19 protein-coding genes and 1 pseudogene are annotated in these 21,449 nt (G+C 41.5%); all 20 read right to left on the bottom strand.

Translation table 11 applies throughout. From position 1 onward, the window contains the following. Window position 1: 1 nt before the first annotated feature. A complete protein-coding gene (locus tag DW959_RS04900; RefSeq protein ID WP_004611557.1) occupies window positions 2-658 on the bottom strand; it encodes an ABC-2 transporter permease in 657 nt (218 codons plus the stop codon). After that, window positions 655-1,506 (bottom strand): ABC transporter ATP-binding protein, encoded by an 852-nt coding sequence (locus DW959_RS04895; RefSeq protein WP_004611556.1) that lies wholly within the window; start codon window positions 1,504-1,506, stop codon window positions 655-657. Before DW959_RS04895 ends, DW959_RS04900 begins: the two co-directional genes overlap by 4 nt. A gap of 3 nt (window positions 1,507-1,509) precedes the next feature. Beyond that, window positions 1,510-1,881 carry a GntR family transcriptional regulator gene (locus tag DW959_RS04890; protein ID WP_004611555.1) on the bottom strand — a complete coding sequence of 124 codons (372 nt, stop codon included), beginning with the start codon at window positions 1,879-1,881 and terminating at the stop codon, window positions 1,510-1,512. Between the two features lie 192 nt (window positions 1,882-2,073). After that, on the bottom strand, window positions 2,074-2,220 hold the full coding sequence (locus tag DW959_RS04885; protein WP_004611554.1) for a helix-turn-helix transcriptional regulator: 147 nt from the start codon (window positions 2,218-2,220) through the stop codon (window positions 2,074-2,076). Window positions 2,221-2,366: 146 nt separating this feature from the next. Further along, window positions 2,367-3,053 carry a PAS domain-containing protein gene (locus tag DW959_RS04880; protein ID WP_004611553.1) on the bottom strand — a complete coding sequence of 229 codons (687 nt, stop codon included), beginning with the start codon at window positions 3,051-3,053 and terminating at the stop codon, window positions 2,367-2,369. A gap of 135 nt (window positions 3,054-3,188) precedes the next feature. Beyond that, window positions 3,189-4,108: pseudogene (locus DW959_RS04875) on the bottom strand (DUF6674 family protein). Between the two features lie 60 nt (window positions 4,109-4,168). Then, window positions 4,169-4,858, bottom strand: a complete 690-nt coding sequence (locus tag DW959_RS04870; protein WP_005340521.1) for a SpoVG family protein — start codon at window positions 4,856-4,858, stop codon at window positions 4,169-4,171. Between the two features lie 3 nt (window positions 4,859-4,861). Continuing rightward, a complete protein-coding gene (locus tag DW959_RS04865; protein ID WP_004611550.1) occupies window positions 4,862-5,260 on the bottom strand; it encodes a hypothetical protein in 399 nt (132 codons plus the stop codon). Next, the gene (locus DW959_RS04860) at window positions 5,253-5,870 is read right to left on the bottom strand and encodes a class D sortase (protein ID WP_118615576.1); all 618 of its coding nucleotides are present in this window, start codon (window positions 5,868-5,870) and stop codon (window positions 5,253-5,255) included. The genes DW959_RS04865 and DW959_RS04860 overlap by 8 nt, the downstream gene beginning before the upstream one ends. Before the next feature lie 13 nt (window positions 5,871-5,883). Continuing rightward, the gene (locus DW959_RS14820) at window positions 5,884-6,006 is read right to left on the bottom strand and encodes a hypothetical protein (RefSeq protein WP_279220979.1); all 123 of its coding nucleotides are present in this window, start codon (window positions 6,004-6,006) and stop codon (window positions 5,884-5,886) included. Then, complete coding sequence (locus tag DW959_RS14500; RefSeq protein ID WP_243023342.1) at window positions 5,991-9,152, bottom strand: helicase-related protein; 3,162 nt, start codon at window positions 9,150-9,152, stop codon at window positions 5,991-5,993. Before DW959_RS14500 ends, DW959_RS14820 begins: the two co-directional genes overlap by 16 nt. Continuing rightward, complete coding sequence (locus tag DW959_RS14495; RefSeq protein ID WP_347475321.1) at window positions 9,122-13,585, bottom strand: hypothetical protein; 4,464 nt, start codon at window positions 13,583-13,585, stop codon at window positions 9,122-9,124. Before DW959_RS14495 ends, DW959_RS14500 begins: the two co-directional genes overlap by 31 nt. 14 nt (window positions 13,586-13,599) lie before the next feature. Continuing rightward, entirely contained in the window at window positions 13,600-13,968 is a 369-nt protein-coding gene (locus DW959_RS04850; RefSeq protein WP_055062784.1) for a hypothetical protein, read from the bottom strand. Further along, complete coding sequence (locus DW959_RS04845) at window positions 13,965-14,183, bottom strand: DpnD/PcfM family protein (protein WP_004611546.1); 219 nt, start codon at window positions 14,181-14,183, stop codon at window positions 13,965-13,967. Before DW959_RS04845 ends, DW959_RS04850 begins: the two co-directional genes overlap by 4 nt. A 27-nt stretch (window positions 14,184-14,210) precedes the next feature. Beyond that, window positions 14,211-15,107, bottom strand: a complete 897-nt coding sequence (locus DW959_RS04840) for a hypothetical protein (RefSeq protein ID WP_118615574.1) — start codon at window positions 15,105-15,107, stop codon at window positions 14,211-14,213. 50 nt (window positions 15,108-15,157) lie between these two features. Further along, window positions 15,158-17,134 carry an NlpC/P60 family protein gene (locus tag DW959_RS04835; protein WP_347475320.1) on the bottom strand — a complete coding sequence of 659 codons (1,977 nt, stop codon included), beginning with the start codon at window positions 17,132-17,134 and terminating at the stop codon, window positions 15,158-15,160. An 80-nt stretch (window positions 17,135-17,214) separates the two neighbouring features. Continuing rightward, window positions 17,215-17,784 (bottom strand): PBECR4 domain-containing protein, encoded by a 570-nt coding sequence (locus tag DW959_RS04830; protein ID WP_006859616.1) that lies wholly within the window; start codon window positions 17,782-17,784, stop codon window positions 17,215-17,217. Between the two features lie 252 nt (window positions 17,785-18,036). Then, entirely contained in the window at window positions 18,037-20,409 is a 2,373-nt protein-coding gene (locus DW959_RS04825) for a VirB4-like conjugal transfer ATPase, CD1110 family (protein ID WP_118615572.1), read from the bottom strand. 92 nt (window positions 20,410-20,501) lie between these two features. Beyond that, a complete protein-coding gene (locus DW959_RS04820) occupies window positions 20,502-21,014 on the bottom strand; it encodes a PrgI family protein (RefSeq protein ID WP_118615570.1) in 513 nt (170 codons plus the stop codon). Between the two features lie 12 nt (window positions 21,015-21,026). Next, window positions 21,027-21,437 (bottom strand): DUF4313 domain-containing protein, encoded by a 411-nt coding sequence (locus tag DW959_RS04815; RefSeq protein ID WP_117831121.1) that lies wholly within the window; start codon window positions 21,435-21,437, stop codon window positions 21,027-21,029. Between the last annotated feature and the right edge of the window lie 12 nt (window positions 21,438-21,449).

Genomic DNA, 21,449 nt, shown 5'->3' with positions numbered 1-21,449 from the left:
TTTAAAATTCTTTTTTGTTCATAATTGACAAACTGATTTTCATTGAAACCAATAACATCAACAAAGCGATAATAATTGCAATAGCGATAAGAACTCCCATGCTTACAGTTGGCAAATTATCTAACAGACTAACTAAATCAATATTGAAAATGGCTTCTGCTCCTTTCACGATAACGAGAGTGATTACTGCCAGACCGCCAAATGCACCAATCATAGCAATTCTTCCTTTATCTCCACCGAATTTTAGCAGAAAAGGAAGCGTGATTGCTTGAACGACAATCATAATAGGTAAAATCATCAATGAACTCTGTACTAAGTCTGTAATAGGTAATGTATCTTTCAATACAGTTGTAATTATTCCTAAAACAGTTGCCAAAACCCAAGCCATACACCCCAATAATAGACCAAGAAAGTATTTTTCACTCACATAATGATTACGTGTAATAGGTAATGTAAACAGAAACGCATTTCCATTATCAAAATCATCATAACTGATTGTGCTTACTGTAAAAAGTGATACAATGAAACTCAGAAAACCTAATGGGAATATCACATCATCAGTAAATATCATCATTCCGATTACAATCGCCAAAATGAGCAACAGAAAATTTTTCTGTAACATCATCAATTTCAAATCTTTTACGAATAAACCTTTCATTGTTCTGTCCCCCTTATCATCATGGTAATGACTTCATCTATTGTACCTTTTTCAATGGCAATTTTAGGATAATTCTCCATATAATACTGTTTCTGATTTGTCAGACAGCTATATCCATATGTTTCTTTTTTGGAACGCAATATAAACTGTTTATCCAGCTTGCTGTATTGTTCTGCGTCTACTTTTAATAAAGCATAGTCACTAAGAAGAACGTCTGTATCTTCATGCAGAATAATTTTTCCGTCATGTATCATATAAAGGTCATCACATAGCGACTCCAAATCACTGGATATATGAGAGCTGATTAAAATGGAGCGTTCTTCATCTTTTTCCAGAAATTCTCTTAACATTTCCAGCAATTCGTCTCTTGCGATTACATCTAAACCTGCTGTCGGTTCGTCCAGTATCAGCAGTTTTGCATTGTGTGAAATTGCAACCAGCACTTTTAATTTTGCTTTCATTCCTGTTGAAAATTCTTTTATCTGTTTATTCATAGGTAGTTGAAATTTCTGTACCTGTTCTATAAATAGTGATTTGTCGAATTTTGAGTACATATTCTGCAATATAGGGATAATATCTTTTATCTTCAGATACCCACTAAAACCAGAATCCGACAATACTACACCCAATTCCTCTTTATCTTTTGCTGTGAAGTCTTTTCTGTCCTTTCCAAGTATGGTAATATTTCCGCCGTCAGTTGAAATCAAACCTAATATCGCCTTAAATGTTGTGCTTTTTCCAGCACCATTTTGTCCAATCAAGCCTGTTACACATCCAGACATAAGCTCTAATGAACAATCAAGAGAAAAATTATCATAATGCTTTTTCAAGTGTTCAATTTTTAACATACATCACCCCTCCAATATCAACTCAAATAAACTTTTTATATCTTCATCACTAATACCACATCGTCTGCCTTTTTGGATAGCCTGCTCCAAATCCGCTTCCAATTCTTTTTTCTGTTCTTCCAAAAGCAGTTCTGTATTTGTAGCCGCTACATAAGTGCCTTTTCCATGTACTGTAACCGTAAAACCCTCACTTTCCAAATTGTCGTAAGCTTTTTTTACAGTTAAAGCACTTATTTTTAGTTCCTTAGAAAGTGTACGGACAGATGGAAGATTGTCGTTTTCCTTTAGTTCCCCGTTGCGTATGAGCATTTTAATCTGGTCAACAATCTGTTCATATATGGGAACCATTAGGGAAGTATTGATTATAATTTTCATTCTTTATATCCTTCCTTCTTTTCTTGATAACAGTATATAACAGTTGCAAACTGTTGTCAAGTGTTATATAGTGTTTGTTTTAAATTTTCTTTTGAAATTAAAAACATGCAAATCAATATAGAAATGCATGTTAAAAAATATAGTATTCTATTGTAATTCCTTTAACGCAAGCAGGTGTTTCATGGATTGTTTCTAATATCCTTTTGTTGGGGAAACTCCACACTCCCATTTCGATATTGTTTTATCACTGATTCCCAACAATTCAGATAATTGTTTCTGTGTATACCCTTTTGCCTTTCTTTCATCAGAAATAAACTTTCCAATTTTTACCTGATCCATTGTTTTTCTCCTTTCTGACCACAGAATAGTATATAAAATAGATGTTTTACACCCACGGAACGTAGAGAATGGTGAATATATGCGGATTCTACGCTTCGTAGATTATAAAATATCTACTGATTTCCTGTTTAATCTATATCATAATATTACCATAAATCATATTGTTTCATAGTTTCTACATTTCGATATTCATGCTTCTCATAATATCCTATCAGCTTACCTTCATCTCTGAGTGCCACCATGTAAACATCTTTATTCAGTTTCTCATTGTGAAAAGTATAGACGAAATTATGGCTTTTATCTGCTGCAAACCAGTCCACAACTCGCTGTATTTTATCCCTGGATTCCGGATTATGACAATCTAACAGACTTCTTCCAATAAGTTTATCTCCACCTCGCTTCGCACAGCTGGTAACAGCTGCCGGATTCATGTAAATAATCTCATGTTTGAGATTGCATATAACAACGGATGCCCTGTCCTGATCAACAATACTTTTATAAAAGCTGACATAGGATTTAAACTTAATTACCTTTTCATTATCCAGCCGTCTTTGAAGTTGTGGTTTCTTTCTTCGATAATAATCGTATATCTCTCCTTCAGGTATCCAGATTTGTGCCTCATTTATCTTATCAATTACAACTTCAACAATCTGCTCATCTGCTAGTAAATCAGGTACTTTATCATACTCTGTTACATACTTTCTGTATTCTTCATACACCCAGCCTGTAATCTTATCCTTCTGTTTCATCTTGAGATCACTAAACTTTTTATTCAGCTGTAAAAGCTGACCATCTATCTTTTTATGTATTTTTGTTTTTTTACTTTTTGCCAAATTTCTCCCACCTTTATATAATTAACAACTTTTGCTAATATAACGCATGTTTCGCATTTATCTTTTCACATTATAACATCTATCATATTTATCCGCATTAAAAAAGGACGCAGAATCTCTCCCACGTCCTCAAATCTATCTGGCTTTATCTTCCCTTACCTTCGAAACTTCCTTATATGCCGCTTCCTGCTTCACCTCATCCGCATCTCTAGCCTCAAATGCATCTGCATTATACTGATACTCCTGCGGCTCAGCGACCATCGGTGAATATACAACCTCTGCTTCTACTCGCTCAGCTTCTGCCCTCTCCGGCTCTGTCTGTTCCTGTGCTTTCGCATTCTCCATATGCTTTTCCTTATCAAGCTGCACATTCATAGCCAGATTATCCAGCTTATCAATAGATGCATCCAAATGAAGTTCCATTGATACAAGCATCTTTTTCACTGCTTTCATCGGAGCAAGTACTGCCTTTGTAATGGGATGTTTCTGCTCTTTCTGAGAATAATCCACCTCCGGCTTGTCAGCAAAAGTGCGGAATGCATTGGCTACTGTCTGCCCTGCTTCACGAAATCCTTTTGCAAGAAGTGCTGTCTTTGCTATATCCTTATCTGTGGTCTTGATTGCACCTCTTACATTCTCTCGAATATCCAGAAATCTTTTCTTAATTCCTAAGAACTCAGATACCCTGTATAATGCAGCTCTTCCCTTTTCCTTTGCTTCTTCGACTATGCCCTTAGCAGTAGATTTGACCTGTTCTTTCACTTCTAATACCTGTGACTTTATCTGCTCACATCTGGTATTAAGTCGCTCCTGTGCTTCTGACAATGCCTTTTTGCATTATTGACAAGTGTATCTTCCTGCATTTCTTTGATCTGGTTCTGCATGTTGGTGAGTTCTTCCGTCATGGAATCAATCTTTTTCTCCAGTCCGTCCACATAGCTGCATATCTCAAATACATCGTTTGCCTTCTCTTTCATGGCATTTTTCTTTAGTAATTCGAGAAGTTCCCTTATAACCTCCTCATTGGTAAGTGTTTTTCCTGCTTCCATATCCATTCTGTTTCCTCCATTCTGTAAAAGGGGCAGCCTTGGCCGCCCCTGTACTCTGATTACTGATTATCGAAAGGGCGTCGCCTCTTTGTCCTTCTCTTTATCGGGATTGCCATGATGTTTCTCTGCACTTTCTCTTGCCTTTTCGTTGCTCTTATCCTTTGCTTTCTCATATTCAGAGATAATCTCATTATAGAGTTTTTCCCTGAAATCCTTTGTAACCGGATAGCAGACATCCTGATAGATTGGCTTGCCCTGCTCGTCCACCTGCTTTGTCTTATAAGAAGGCATTGATACAAATATTTTCTCTTTGCCCTGCACGATATTGATGTTATTTACAATGAAACTGTTTTCAAAGTAAATACGGGCAAGTCCCTTGATGTTACTGCCTTCCCTCTCATAAGGTGTCACAGTTACTGAAAACTCCGGCATTTCCTGTGTACGCTCCTGCTTCTGTGTCTCCTCTTTCTCCGGTTCCTTGATTCTTGCATAGGCATCAAGAATATTGGTATAGAGTTCCTCACGAAACTCTGCTGTAATAGGATTGCACACATCCTTATAGATCACACCGTTGCTTTCATCACGCTCATTGGAGCGGTATCTTGGCATTGATACGAAAAGCTCTCCCTTGTCCTTATTCTCAAGGATTGCAATATTGGTGATCTTAAATGAATCACCGAATACCACTGTTGCAAATCCTTTGATATTGCTGCCCTCTTTTGCCCTTACTTCGTTTACCTTAATTGAATACTTCATATGCTATTCCTCGCTTTCTTTTTGTTCTTTGTTTTGCTCCGGTATGATAAACTCACACCAAAGCTGTTCTATCTGTTCACAAGACAATCTGCCATTTAACCAGTTGCCAAGTGTAACGACCATTCCGTCCTGCTCATAGTAGAGCCACTCCTGTGTTTCAATGTTCCCCTCATACACGATGGTCACATCAAAATCAGGCATAAATAATCCTTCCTCTGCATCCCATACACAGGCTATTCCCTGTCTGAGTGTCAGATTCAGGCTTTCGACATACACAGACCAGCCGCTTACGACTATCTGAAAGTCATCATCAATCTCAGCAATATCATCCTCGATGTCAATTCGCTCTTCCATTTCTGCTACTGCCTCTTCTATCTCACCTAACCGGTATCTTTTATTCATCCACACCTGCCTCCTTATATCTGCATCTGACCACAAAACGCATAGTACCCTTCTGTGAACAGGTAAAAAGAGTTAATTCCTTTTCCTCTCCCTGTGTCTTAATGCTGTTGTCATAAGGATTTACCACCTCTGTGTCTGTTACTTCATAGATATGAGTCTGTCCGTTTTTGTCGATAATTGTCACACCATCTCCTATGGAAATCTGATTTAGTGGTGTAAAAAATGTGCCATATCTGCTGCCATTGTGACCGCATAACACACAGTTGCCACTTTCTCCGATTCCTGCAGTCTCTTCTATATGACCAATCCCGGCATTAAGCACTTTACTTGTGGTTCCTTCCATTACCGGATACCTGATATCTAAGCCCGGTATCTCAATGATGCCGATAACACCGCCTTCTTTAAGAATGGCTTCATCCTCTTTACTAATGGAGGTTTGCTCTTCCTCCACATCTGTTTCTTCATCGTAATCATCCTCCAATGTCTGCTCAAATTCACTTATGAGCTGTTCTGTCTGTTTTTCTCCGGTTGCCCGCCAGAAAAAAGGGACTGCCATAATGGCAATCCCTGCTGTAATCAGTAGTCCTGCGACCACTTTTCTTATGCTCATATTATTCACTCTCCTATCGTGTTCTGCCCTCTCTGTCCGCTTGATAAGCACCTTTATCCTCTGCTACAATTGCTGCAGATTCCATTCTGTCATCAGCTTCTCTTTCTTCCTCCGGTCCGCTCAGGTCTGCATCCACAGCCTTTGCGTTCTCAAGGTCAAGCTGGGCATCAGTTCACACTGCCTTGACAGCTTTTCTTCCAGTTCCTTGCTGTATGCAAATGGCTTGTCATACTCTGCCTTTGATGCTTCAAGGTCATTCTGGTACTGCTCAATCTTCTTTTCTAAGAAATCAATGTTCTCATGGAGTCCATTGAACAGGTTTTCCAGCTTTACCATGCTGCCGACCGGACTTGTGGAAAGTTCTGCCTTGTACTCAGTCTTTCCACGAAGCACCATATAATTGATACCAAGGAAGTTCTTTTCCACAAGCAGCTCAAATCCATGGAACTTGCCGATTGCAGTTGTCTCTCCGGTCTTACATTTGCTGATTGCTTCAAGCATCATCGTTCCTCCATCCACACGCTCTGTGTAGGTTGCTTTGCCTATGGTAATGGCAAATTCCGGATTATCAATCAGTTCTTTATCCCTTGCCTTTACATCTTCTCTTACATTGGCAAGCTTTTCTGTTGCTGTCTTAATAAGCTTCGGGTACTTAATCATAAAGTTATCCTGCAATCCATATCTCTGATTGTCATAGGATGCCTTTAAGAGCTTTAATCTCTGGACATCATTGTCAATCTCCATCTTTTCCTTGATTAAAGGATTGCCTGTGGCAACCGCTTTAATCTCTGCATAGGAAAGTGTTGCCTCATCGATATCCTCACAGCTTCGGCTTACAGCCTTGCTTGTCATGACCTGACTGATGAATCGCTGCTTATTTTCAACAAGCGACCAGTTGTATGCATCAAAAGTTCCTTTGGTGACATATCTATAGATTGCCACCTCTTCATTTTCGTTGCCCTGCCTGATGCCTCGTCCTTCCCTCTGTTCAATGGAGCTTGGCTTCCAAGGACAGTCCACATGATGCATTGCAACCAGATGTGTCTGAACATTAACGCCAGTACCACATTTATCTGTAGAACCTATAAGCACTTTTTTCTTACCTGTTCTCATTTCCTTAAATAGTGCATCCCTCTGTGCGTCGGTCTTTGCATCATGGATAAATGCTATCTCCTCTGCCGGAATACCATACTGTATCAGTGTTTCCTTCAGATAATCGTAGATGGTAAAATCCTTATCCGGTCCCGGTGTGCCGATATCCGAAAAAATAAGCTGGCAGCCTATATGACCGTTGGCATTTCCTTTCTCATATTCTTTCCATACATTCTCCGCTACCTTATTGAGCTTTCCATCTGGATTATTTGGTGCGTCCTTATCAATCAGCCTTGCATCTGTTCCGAGTAATCTTGCCTCATGAGTAATCTTTAGGAAGTTGTCCACACTTGGATCAACTCCACCACCTCTGATACGCTCTGCCCTCACAACAAAGTCTTCCATAACCTGCTTTACATACCAGTCAGGCTCTGACTCCACTATGATAGGCTTGCCGCCACGAAGAGCCGGCACATCAAGGTCAAGCATGTCTGCGGTCTGCACATCTGCTACTTCACGAAAGATATTCATAAGCTCCGGCAGATTCGTAAACTTATTGAATCTGCTTTTAAAACGGAAACCGCTTCCCTCTACAGTAAGCTCCAGTGCTGTTGTCACTTCACCAAAGTTCGCTGCCCAGGAATCAAAGTGATAAATCCCCATCTCTTCAAGTGCCGCTTTCTGTAAGTAAAGCTGCATGACATACATCTCACACATGGTATTGGATATTGGCGTACCTGTCGCAAACACAATGCCTCTGCCATCATTTATCTCAGACAAATACTGGCATTTAAGCTGCATATCCGTTGACTTCTTCGCTCCACTGCTGCTGATACCTGACACATTATTCATCTTGGAAAAAATCGCAAGGTTCTTAAAATTGTGCGCTTCGTCAACCATGATAGAGTCCACACCAAGTTCCTCAAAGGTTATAAGGTCATCCTTCCTGCTCTCATCTGATAAGGATTTCAGCTGCTCCTCCAGCTTTTTCTTCTGGCTTTCCATCTGTTTTACAGTCCAACGCTCCCCGTTACGCTCCTTCATCTCATCAATCGCATAGCTGATTTCATCAATCTGCTCATTGAGCATTCTTTCCTTTCTCTCTGCTGAGATCGGGATTTTTTCAAACTGCGAGTGCGACATGATGATACAGTCATAGTCACCTGTTGCAATCCTTGATACGAACTGCTTCCTGCGGCTCTTTTCAAAATCACGCTCTGTGGCAACCAGGATATTTGCTGACGGATAAAGCCTTAAAAACTCTGATGCCGTCTGACCGATAAGTGGCTTTGGAACAACCATGATCGTCTTATTGGCAAGTCCGAGTCTCTTCTGCTCCATACAGGCAGCCATCATCTCAAAGGACTTTCCGGCACCAACGCAGTGTGCCAACAGGGTGTTTCCTCCAAGAAGGATTCTTGCCACCGCATTCTTCTGATGTGGCTTTAACTCAATCGCCGGATTCATTCCCGGAAACTGTAAGTGACTTCCGTCATACTCACGCAGACGGATGTTATTGAATGTCTCGTTGTAATACTCCACATATTTCTGTCTTCGCTCCGGCTCTGCAAACAGCCATTCCTTGAACTTCTCCTTGATCATGTTCTGCTTTTCCCTTGCAAGCATTGTCTCGTTCTTATTGACTTCGTAATGATATTTGCCATCACCGTCATCAATCCTGTCCCTTACTGTTACAGTTTTAAGATTCAGCGTATCCTCAAAAATAGAATAAGCATCCATGCGGCTTGTACCATAAGTCTTAGTAGCTGCCACTGAATGCTTATCCATGCTCTTATTCTCGATGAACCATTCCATGCTCATCTTATTTAAGTGTACCTGAATGCCTGTATTGTAAAACTGGCTTCTGACTGCCCTTGCTCTTCTTGGTGTATTGAGAAGCTCATAGATAAACTGCTCATAATCAAGCGACTCAATCCATGTCGTACCAATCTTTACATCAATATCCGAGGCTTCAATCCATTCCGGCTGCACCTTTTCAAGTGCTGCCACATTTCCTGCAAATCTTTCTGCCTGCGGATTGTCTGTATCAGCCGCCATAGCCTTTGCTACACGAAGTTTGTCTCTCACATTTCCCGAAAGATACTCGTCTGCTGTCTCCCAGCCGATGTCGGGATTGTTCTCGTTGTAGCGGTCTGGATTTAGGAAAACCAGTCCGTCCAGCTCTTCCACAAGGACTGCCCTTCTAGCTCTGCTAATGCATCATCACTTAGCGTTATCTCATCCACTGTCTGTCCGGACTTTTCTGCAAGTTCTTCCTTTGCATTTGTAATATCCGGCTCATAGATAGAAAGCATATAGGCAAGATTTACATATCCAAATTCATTGACGGATACATTTAATGCTTCCACAGCGGTCTCCACTCTGTCTATGACTGTCTTTGCCTTAATCGTCTGCTTATAAAACATATCCGCTTTTTTCACCTCCCCATCTTCGTTTACTTCCTCAAGACTGCAAAGAAGTGGATAATCGCTGTCATCCCTGAATGCTATTCTGTTTGCTTTTGAAGTAATGGCTCCATACTGCTTTACGAAGGCATCATATTTTACATTAAGAAGTCTCTGCTTATCAGAAAGCTCCTCCTCGCTGCAGCCATCCATCTGGATATCAATCAGCTCTCTTGTTATCTGTCTGATTTCATCAAGGCATCGGATTCGCTCCTCGGCAGTCTGTGATACTTCTTTTTTTACCATCTCGGAATTTTCCCTGTAATAGAGTTTTCCTTCAAAAAATGTGTAAGTGTAGTTTCTCACATCCGGATCAGCCGGGATAACTTCCTCCGTCTGCTCCGCCTCATCTGCCACTCTCTCAAAATCTGTCATCTGGGCTTTGATATTACCGATAGCCTTATTGAGAGTCTCATACATATTGAAGTTCTCATCATTATTCACACAGACTGTATATCTGCTGTCCTGTCCGTAAATCCTTGTGTCATATTCCATAGATCCAAGCATCATCTCCGGATGCTCTGCAAAATAAGAGTTGACTGCAATGCCATTCTCAGTTACACCAAGGTGTACCCAGTCCGGCTCAATATCAATCTTTCTCTCCCTCTTCTGCAAAAACAGGATATCTGCTGTCACTTCGGTTCCTGCATTATCTTTAAATGCAGTATTCGGAAGTCTTACTGCTCCCACAAGCTCTGCTCTTTCAGCCAGATACTTTCGGATAGTAGGATTTGCCTTATCAAGTGTTCCCTTTGTGGTGATTACTGCAACCATGCCTCCCGGTCTTACCTGATCAAGTGCTTTTGCCAGAAAATAATCGTGGATACGGAAGTTATACTTGTTGTACTTTGAATCAAATACCTTATAATCACCAAATGGCACATTTCCGACAACCACATCAAAGAAGTTATCCGGATATGTGGTATTCTCAAATCCTGTGATACTGATATTGGCATTCTGATAAAGCTGCTTTGCAATTCTTCCTGAAATGCTGTCAAGCTCCACCCCATACAGCTTGCTTCTCTGCATTGGTGCCGGCATACTTCCAAAGAAGTTACCGATACCCATAGATGGCTCTAATACATTGCCGCCTCTGAAACCAAACTGGACAAGTGCCGAATTTATGCACATGGCAATCTCCGGTGAAGTATAAAAGGCGTTATTTACTGTTGCCCTTGCAGCACTGTATTCCTCATCAGATAAAAGGTCTTTCAGCTCTGCATATTCTTTGCTCCAGCCTGCGTTATTCTCATCAAATGCCTGTGACAGTCCGCCCCATCCGACAAACTTCGACAGAGTTTTCTGTTCCTCAGGTGTGGCAAGCCTGTTCTCTGATTCAATCTGCTTTAAAGTGCGGATTGCATCCATATTCCACTGGTATCTGGTCTTAGCACCGCCTTTTTCCATTTCCCAGAGGTTATAGTGGAAATTGTGTTTCGTCTGCCCGGCAACATTCTTCTCATTTTCAAGACTTTCTACTTGCTGTACTGGTTCCTGCTTTGGTGTAAAATCTACAGTTTCCTGTGATTCTGTATCAGCCTGAATATCATCCACAGATACTGATACTGCATCATCTGAAACCACATGTCCATTCTCATCAATCTTGGTTTCCCAGCCATTCGCTATTGCTCTTTCCCTGGTTTCAAGACGATTGGCTTTTACACTATCCTCGATATCAAAGAATCTCTTATAGACCGGATTCATCTTATCCCTGTCAGCCTTCTGCTTTGTCTCCTGATAATACTTCTTCTGGTCTTCTCCGCAGTAAAATGGCTGTTTTACCATATAAGATAAGATTTCATATAACTCACGCCAATCGAGAACACCTTCTTTACGCACACCATTCCTGTTCTTATAGCTGATCTTCACATATCCGCTTCTGATTGAGTACTCCACAAGACCATACTTATTGTTGGAATATGCTTTTCTTTCTGCATTATCTGTCCCTAATGCAATATCCCTGATAAGGTCAAGTTTATTGGGTATAAATGCAAAATCAGACTGCACCACATCCATAAGGAATGCCCTAAACGGAGTGTAGCAGCTGCAATCTGTTACAAGAATCTCCGCCGCATCACGCAGGTCTTCATCAAGCTCTGCAATACGCTTGGCATAATCAATCGGTGTAATATACTTAAGCTCTGATGGATCTTTTTCAGATGTTTCAGCTTCTATCTCGGCACCATATTCTGCCTGGGTTATCATGCGATCTTCATCGGCAGTTTCCTGTGGTGTCATGCCATATGCAGATACATATGCTTCATTACTTTCCTCATGTGCATCTTCATGCGAATTTGCTACTTTTACAGATCGGTTAGAAGCATAGCTCTCTGGCTCATCCGGTATTGCATAATCATCAATCTCTGATTCTGCCTCTTCCGGTTCCACTTCCCGATATTCGGCATCAATGACCTCATCATCCTCACGGAGTCCGTCCATCGCAAGCTCATCAATACGAGGTGTCTCAGGCTGGTATTCCCCTGTAAGAATAAGGACACCAAGCTCTTTTTCGATATCTTTCCATGAAACATATCCTTCAACCTCTCCATCCTCATCTCGCCACTGAAAACGCAGTCCGTTCCCATGAAATGTGTCATATCCGTGCAGTCCCAGTCCGTCAACCGGCCAGCCTGCACCTCCCTGACCATACTCTGCTTTGATACGCTTTGCTCTGGTTCCTGCATCAATCTCTGTTTCAAAAATCTTGCATACCCTGCCCTTACCACCGATAAAACCTGTACCTCTCATAAGCACCTGTTTGATATACTCACCTGGTACTGTTGCAGACTTTTTGGGATTCAGGTAATTGTATTTACCTGCTAATGCAGCTTTTCTGTCCTGCTCGAACTGACGCATAAACTGATTATTGTTTTCGTCCTCAGTATGAATGGTGCCAATGCTTGCCTGCCCATTCTGGTCGAAAAAAAAGGAAGCCTGTGTATATTCGGCTTCCTTACTAACACCCAATGAATTGATTTCATCAAGTTCCCTATTCAGTTCTGTATCATCTGATTCTAGTGGAATCGCATCACTATCTGATTCAGTACCACTTCCTCTGCCTGCATCTTCGCCTGCTCTCTTATCTTCCACATCTCCATTGTCGATGACGGATTCTGTGGCTTGTGCTTCGCCAGATACTGCATCTCCAGCTGGTCGTACAGCTGGTTCGCTTCCTCCTCTACCGCTGACATCTTCTCGTACATCTTCCCGAATCTCATCAGCGTCTTGTATCTTGCCGGCTCGTTCTCCTTTAGATAGTTCATCGCCATCCTTCCGTATTTGCCCAGCTTCGTGAGATCCTCCGTCTCGTCCGGCATCTCTATCTGCGGATAAAGCAGTCCGTCCACTTCCTTGTAAGTCATTTCTTCTAACATATCCAATTCTCCTTTCGCTCTCGATTGCCTTTAAGTTACGACTAAATTCTCTAAGAACACTACAGGAGACATCGCATACAATGGAACCAAGACGGTAAATGATCTCTTCGTCTTTGATATTTACGATCTGACTGAAATCCTGTTCTTGCACAGATAAGTCAAATCCGCATCTCGTCCCTACAGCATACATGACACTTGCATATACAAGCTGCTCCATGTCCATTTCCTGCTGTAAGCCATTGCGTTTCTTACTTTCTTCCTTTATCACACTACCTGATAGCTGCATGAGCTCGGTCATTCGGTCTCCGAACTCTTCTTTTATTATAAGCCAAACATCTGTTCCTGTAAACTGTTTTAATATATTTTTTAGAGACTCCCTGTTGCTGTTATCGTACTGCTCAATCTGACCTTCTGATACGAGAAAATCCACATAATCTTTAAGATTTTCTCCCTCAAGGTCCCATGTCAGCTTAACATTCTTCCCTCCGGTATCACTGATATCAAATATATACCTCATGCGTGGATTCAGTGCCCTTGACGGGAAGATAGCGCAGCCTTTCGCACCACGCTTTACATATCTTCCCACCTTTTTCCAGGTATCATAATCTGCCATGAGTGTGCTTTTTTCCGGAGGTCTCTGAGCTGTTATCATAACGATATTGTCAAATTCATAGCGGTATAACTGACCTGCGACCTTTAACACATCCTTCCAGTTCTTTTCTGATCTGGTGATGTTACCAATTTCAGAATCGTATATCGCTTTGACCTTCATATCAACGCCCATACCTTTGTCCTCCTCTACTTAAACATCTCTGCAAACAATCCCTTAAAGAGCTTTAACTCATCCTTATCCAGCTCGATTGCAAATTCATTGTCGATTGCCTGTTTTTCGCATTTATCCTTTTTCTTTGCAATCTTACGCACCACACGAAGAAGCACATAGCACTCCTTGGACTTTGCAATGCTCTGTTTAAAGGTCAGCTCATCCTCATCGACTGACTTCTGTGTCTGATAGATAATCTCTTTTAACTTATCATTGATACCATCTACTTCCTCAAGGGAAATAATAACGGATGCCTTAGAAGCACCCGATCTGTCCCACTCCTTATGAAGTTCCTTTACTAAAAACTCCATGTTCTTAATTACTGTTGTTGAATCACTTTTCATCTTGCTTTTCCTCCGTTTTCTTTTAATGAAGAAGGGAGCTGACCTTCGCTGATAGGCGCAAAATCAACTCCCTTCATGTCCTCTGCTCCAAGGACTATCTGCTCTGCATAATACATATCCATTGCCTTATTGATGGCATCGTCAAGCGACTCTGCCTTTACTTTCTGTACTCGTGAAAGCACTTCTTTTATCTCAACATCAAATTCCTGTTCCATATGATATCGCCTCCTGTAAAAATCTCATCACCGGCACTTTTCTTCCTTTACCTGTCTTTCCTTAAAGCCCTCATCGTACTTTCCATCTTCCAGCCTGTCGTAAAAACAGTCCTCTTCAATCGTTCCGAAATCCTCATACATCTGGTGAAGGAAATCATTCTGCAGTTTCTTTGGCACATCATCATCCTTTGACATATCCTGATAAAAATAGAACTTCTGCTTTAGCTTTGCCCTGTAATCATAGATATCCTCTATCTTTTCCGGTGTGCCATACTCCCTCTTGTATGCCTTGAAATTCGTGGTTGAGAGTGTGGAACCGAGATAAATGCCATGCTCCCACGATACTCCGATTGTGGTATTGTCCTTTGTAGGCTTCTCATCCTTCGGATAACGCTTATACTCTGTCGCACCAAGGGCGATTGTAAGAGAACCTGACTTCATATCCATCACCACGAGATTCCTTGGTGATAATGCTTCAAGCACCATGTAATCATGGTCATTGAAGTTATGGAATGTCTGTCCCCTTTCAAATGATCTGTCCACACTTTCATAATGCAGGTTAAAATCATCCACCCAGCCCTTATCGGTCATTCCAATCTCCTTAAGCTTTGCAACACATTCAGAAGAACTGGCTTCTTTATCAAACCGAAATTCTTTGGAATCGTTATAAAGTCCCTGAAGAAAGTGCCCCAGCTGAATATCATCCAGACAGAATCTCGCAGATACAGTTACATTTGCTGCCCTGTAATACTCTGCGAAGTTATCTGCTTCACCAAGTGTCCTTCCAAGCTGCAACAAATTGTCTGCAAGCTCTGACATGTCATCAACTGCTATAAAACTCTTATAATCATCCAGAATCATCAGCATATTTGTCTCTGTTCCCCTGTCGTTTTCTGTTACCAGTATCATATCTTTTAAATCCATTCTTACCTCCAGTCTCAGAGAGGGACTATGCCCTCTCTGCAAATTTCCTGTTATGGTCTTCCTATCACAACAATCTTTCCTGTGCTTGCCACATCCCTGTAGACCACACCAAGACTTTCATTAAGTGCCTCTACCACCTTGCCATTTCCGACATATACTGCCACATGGCTGATGTTCTTATATCTTCCGTTGCTTGTAAAACTGTAGAAGATAAGGTCTCCCGGCTGTAACTCATCAAAGGAGACAGTCTTTCCGGCTTCATCAAGTCCCTGTGCCTCCGCTGCCGCTGTGGTTGCACCGCCATAACTAATATCCACGCCTGCATCTTTCCATGAATAATAGGCTAAGGAACTGCAGTCATAATAGTTACCGCTGTCTCTTAAATCCTGACTATAAGGGAAGCCAACTCTGTGAAGTGCATAAGAGCAGACTGTTTTCTGCCTGCTGTCTGTAATTTCGTTTAGGATGGCATTGATTTCATCCTCAGTCATGGAGCTTACTCCCGGACTTCCGCCTCCGCCGCCACTTCCGCTTCCGGCATATCCAAGCTGTCCCATAAACTCCGGACTCATGATCTGCTCAAGCATTTCCACATGATCAGAGTTAAACCCATAGACCGAAATCATATCCCTGTACGATTTCAGCGTTACATTCACATACAGAACAGACTTCGTGACAGTAGTCACATTGCCGTCTGCATCCGTTTCTTCCACATCCTTTGTTCCGGTGCTTGTGGTGTATGAACACATATCATTTACAACTGCCTGCAGCCAGCCTTTAGAAGTATCATTCATGACTGTTGCAGTATCTCCGACACCATGCTTGACCATATAGACTGCCATGATGTCATAGTAATTACTTGGGTTTTCTTCCATACCTTCATAGTCCACATATACAAGCTCTCCAAGATCATATCCGGTATGCTCATTCACTTTCGTGTTCACATCCCGGTTAAACTCCTGCACATAGGCACTCGTTACTGTCTGCACGGTATCTCCTGATTCAAGTGGTGGCAGGAATAAAGCAAATGGTGAATTGTAAAGGATTGCTATCACCGCTATAACCGGAACCGCAATCATGGCAACTACAAGAACAAGTAATAAAAGCACCAGTCCGATAATCGGTGCCGCTGCCTTTACCCAGGTAATCGCTTTTCGCACAATCAGATCCTTTACCAGCTTTGCCACGCTGTCTGTCTGATTCTCCTGTGCTTTCATCTTATCCAGAAAGAATTTTATCTTCCTGCTCCGGTTGGTCATCTTTTCATCCTTGACCTCTATGGACGCACCTGCCGCATATCCGGCTGCCATGCCGATTGCCGTGCCTGCTCCCGGTGCAACCGCTGTTCCTGCCGCCGTAGCAGCTGCCTTTGTAGCAGTTTTCGTTGCAACCTTGGCAGTAGTCTTTGCTGTTTCTTTTGCCGTCTCTTTAGCTACAGTCTTGGCTGTATCTTTGGCAGCTTTCTTTGCTGTCTTTTTTGCCAGCTTCTTTCCTGCCTCTACCTTCTTGATACGCTTCTTTGCCTCGGCTGCCGCCTTTTTCCTGAAAAGTGCAGCACCCTTAGAAGCAGTTCCGGTAACAGGGCGGCTTGCTTCATATGCAAGATATGCTGCCTGCGATACCTCCTGCCCGCCCTCCACCTGCTCCGTTACTGCCCCAGCTGCAAGTGCTCCTGTTCTTCCTGCAATGTGAAGATTGGTGTTCTTGGTCTTGATGGAAGTTCCTGACTCTCTGATGTTACGCTTAAACCTAGAAAGACCTTTATCCTTAGCCTCCGATTGATGAATGGTACTCTTTCTATAAGTACGCTTTCCACCAGCACTTTTCTGAAGCATTAATTTTGCAGATGCTTTTTTATCCATTTCATTGGCTTTAGCATCATGCACTTTCGGACCTCTCTCTACTGTATAGATGTTGCTGCCTTTAATCTTGGCACCCTTTGGCTCGTGGGCATGAATCTTGGCTTTCTCCTTGGTGTGAATGACCATAGGCTTATCATCCACCTTTTTTATCTTCAATGTTCTCACCTTCTTTCTACATCCATTACCCAAAAATGGGTAAAAAAATAGCCATCTGGATGATTAGTCCAAATGGCTTATGTAAAAATCTATTTAATTCTATTGTAAAGAACTGTCTCTATTCTGGTTGATAAATCAATCTTTTTCTTATAAAGAAGTGTCCACGATGCTTGATTTTTTGAATAATCCATCTTTTCCTCTGGAAAAAATGAACGACAGAAATAATTATCTCCTTCATCATTAGATAAAAACAAAAATAGATTCCTGCTCTCCACGTTGTTTTCCATAAGATAATCAGCCTCAATCATTGAATACATATTTGCTTTCTTATTATACTTAAACACAGTATCATTACTATCAATCATTTGTTCAAGCAATGGCAGGAAATGAACTCTTTGCTCTATCTTATTATAAAAATCTGATGACTCTATTTTTTCAATTGTAATTGTTCCATCTGCTATCTCATCAAATACTCTGCCTCTGTCTCGGCTCAATTCAGGTCTGTCTACCAGATATTGTAATCCCATAAGATGAAAACAATCTTTTTTATCAAATGAAATTCTTAATGTAACTGAAACACCTTTTCTCCCTAGTACAAGCTCATATTCGGTTGATAATAGCGGAATAAATGCATTTATGCAATCTAAAACATTCCTCATTACAGTTCTCCACTACATCCTTGGATTAAGAAAGGCTCTGCATAAGCAGAGCCCTTCTAACATTTTCTTTCGAGGATTAACCTCTAGCCAGATTGTGGTAAATGTCAAACCCTTATAAAGCTCATAAGGCACTGCTCTCTGGCACAACACCTTACTTTGCCGCTTGGCAGACACTCAAGTTGCCTGTCTTTAATATTATATTACCTGTCATATGAAAATATGTCAATCCAAAATTCATGACTTCATAAAGAATTAACATTTTTCATTTGCATGCTTTTTCATCTCAATTATCTCGTGAATGTTGGTATTGTACAGCTTGTACAAATCCGTATCCTTACTTATCTGATTATCAAAAGGAATCACCACTGAACCACACTTGATAAGTCCCATTCCCGATGCAGTATTGGTTACGAATCTAAGCTGTGCTTCTGATACTCCGATAACCTCTGCCATCTTGGAACTATCCGTATTAGCCTGCTTTAAAAGTGCCACAAACTCTGAGTTTGCAAGCATTGTGGTTGCTGTGTAATTCTGCAACAGATCGATGACATTCTGCGTGATACCGGTACAAAGACCTCCCTGCTTTCTTACTTTCTTCCAGAGCTGCTGCAGGTATTTTGCAGAATACTCGGAATTAAGCAGGACATGGAACTCATCAATATAGAGCCATGTTGCCTTGCCTCTCTTGCCATTCTCAACAATCCTGTTCTGAATAGACTCCATCATGACAAGCATTGTGATAGGACTAAGCTCTGTACCTAAGTCCCTGATACCATATACTGTGAATCTGTTATCCACATCCACATTTGTCTGGTGATTGAAGATGTTAAGTGAACCATTTACAAAAAGCTCCAAAGACAATGCAATATCTTTTGCCTCGTCCTCCGGCTGTGCCATAAGGATATCGTAGAAATCACTCATCACCGGGATATACTTCTCTTTGCTTCTTGCAATGTCGATATACCGCTTTCTCACACAGCGGTCAATGATTGATTTCTGTCTTGAATTTAAGCTGTCTCCGATACACTGCTCACAAAGACCAAGCATGAACTCGCCCTTTTCTCTTACCATTCCCTTGGAATCATTTGGATCAAGGCTCCATACATCCATCTCCAGCGGATTTACATAGTTATCCGTATAAGTAGACATATTTACTACAGTTCCGCCATAGGTTTCTGCAATATCAAAGTACTCATTCATTGGATCTATGACGATTATCTCATCATCACCCGACAAGAATACGCTGCCCATTTCCATCTTACAGAAGAACGATTTACCGGAACCAGGCACTCCGAATACGAATCCATTTCCGTTGATGAGCTTCTTTCTGTTGCCGATATTCACATTCTTGCTGATCTGGTTGATGCCATAATAGTTTCCTGTGCTGTCATTTAATTCCTGCACATTAAATGGCATAAGCACCGCAAGTGACTGGGTAAGAAGGATACGCATTGTCTCCACCTGTCTTACACCAATCGGAAGTGCTGTGTTGAGTGCTTCCCTCTGCTTTAAGTAGTGTGTATCAATCGTGCAACTGTTACGCTTTCCGATAGTCTCCACAGTCTCACATACACTCTCAAGCTCCTTCTTGCTTTCTGCCATAAGAATAATGGTTACTCCCACAAAGAAAAGGCACTGGTCATTCTCACGGACATCATCCATGATTTCCTCAATCTCCTTTTTCTCCGTTCTCTTGGCATATGAGATTTCCGTAGAAAAATCGTTATTCTTATTACGGACTCTCTGCTGCTTAATGATATCCGACTCAATACCAAGGTATTTCTTCTGAAGCACCTTTGTTGTCAGATCCTTGGGAACAGGCACCACATCAATGCTCGTGATGGAATGAACCGGAAGGGAAGTAATCTCATTGATGAATCTGTCTGACAAACTGCTCGGATACTTTTTGATAAAAAGCGCCTTGCAGAATTTACTCTCATCCTCAAAATGGTCCGGGAAATATTTCACCATACCATTGCACAGATCATTTCTAAAATCTGCCCCGACCTTCTTTGCCTTTTTGATATCAAAATCAAAGCTGCCCTCATCTCCAAGATGATAATAGTCATAGAGCACTTTCAGTCTCTCATTGCCATTAAGTGGTACAATCTCCGCACCAAGCTCAATGAAAGCCTTGTGTATCGTTGCCTCAAGGGTTGCAAACTGTGCCTTCGCCTCCTCAAAGTTCTTCCTCTCAATCGTGATCGTCAGATATCTCTCCTGCTCAATCCCCTGTCTGCCCTCAATAATCTTCTCCTCAATGATGTCATTGTAGATACTTCTATAATTATTGAAGCCATCGTTTTTCTCAGCAATCAGAACCTTGTCACGGAGTTCATCCATGTTTTTGTTCTTATTGTTGATCGTAATCTTATAATTACAGTCCAGCGAATTTAAGAACTTACAGTATCTCTCGAAAATACCGATCTGCTCATCCTCGGTTGCTGTCGTGTAATTGATGTCCTGAAAGCGGTAGCATTTGGAATACTTATTTTTGCTTACTTCAAAAATGCCGTTTTCAGCCACCGCCATAATCTCTATGGTTTCCTGAATGGATTTAGGTGTCTTATACAAAGGCTCACTCGCCTTCTTTAATAACTTAAATCCGTCTGTAAATAAACCCATGTCTCTAACCTCGCTTTCTTATAATGAAAGCCCGCCGGGAACTTCACCCTGCGGGCTGTGTTCCCGACCTTGCGGTCAGATACTATTCGTTTCTAATGCATTGCCTTATATACTGCAATGCCTGCTACTGCCGCCACAATGACTGCGACAAGTCCAAACAGCATGTTTCTCGTCTTTTTCTTCATTGCTTCAAACTCCTCCTGCTTCTTTACAGCCGAATCAGCTGTTACAGTCTCCGGTTCAGCCTTTCTGCCTTCCTTCTTTACCTGTTCATTCTGTTCTGCTTCTAACTGCTTTATTGCAGGCTCTCCCTCTGTTGATACATAGGTAAGTGCCCTGTTACCAAACATAAAATGCAGTTTCTTTCCCATATACTCGTAGAAATTCATCCCGTTAAAGGAATAGAATCCGCCAAGAGCAATCGGTGCCACACATGGAATTGCCACATAAGCAGAACCCGTAAGACCGATATACTTGTAAAGAAGAAGGACGATACCGCCACCAACCACTACGCTTGCAATGGAAAATATAAGCTGCCTTGCAGTAAGTCCCATTGCAACCGATTCCTGATAGCGGTCAATATCCTTGTTTACTTCGATTACCATTGTCGCTTCCTCCTATCTTGATAAATCCTTTTTCTCCGGCTTTCTTGTCATTCCAATATTCGCCTCATACTTATCCATTCCATCCGGACACAGTTCCCTAAGCTTGTCTACATTGAACAGATAAAGAGGATATTCACAGAACCCGCTCCTTTGCGTGAATCCAGTAAACTCTCCAAGGTCGTTATCTGTAATAAACTTTTCAATATCCGGCATGTCATTCACATTCAGATATCCGCAGTAATTTGGTGCTGCAACCGACAAATTCACAGTCACATCCCCAAAAGGCTCCTCATATCCATCTTCATTACACATAAGACCGATAAACATTGCCCTGTTATTCATATACTGCTGGATATCAAATGTCACCTGCGTTTCTCCGGTTATGCTTGAATTATAAGTAACCTGTTTCTTTTCATTATCCATTTCTGCCTCCTT

The organism is Clostridium sp. AM46-21, assembly GCF_003480025.1.
Lineage (GTDB): Bacteria > Bacillota > Clostridia > Lachnospirales > Lachnospiraceae > Coprococcus > Coprococcus ammoniilyticus.
Note: the sequence above shows the minus strand (reverse complement) of the source record. Positions and strands in the feature narration are given on the sequence as shown.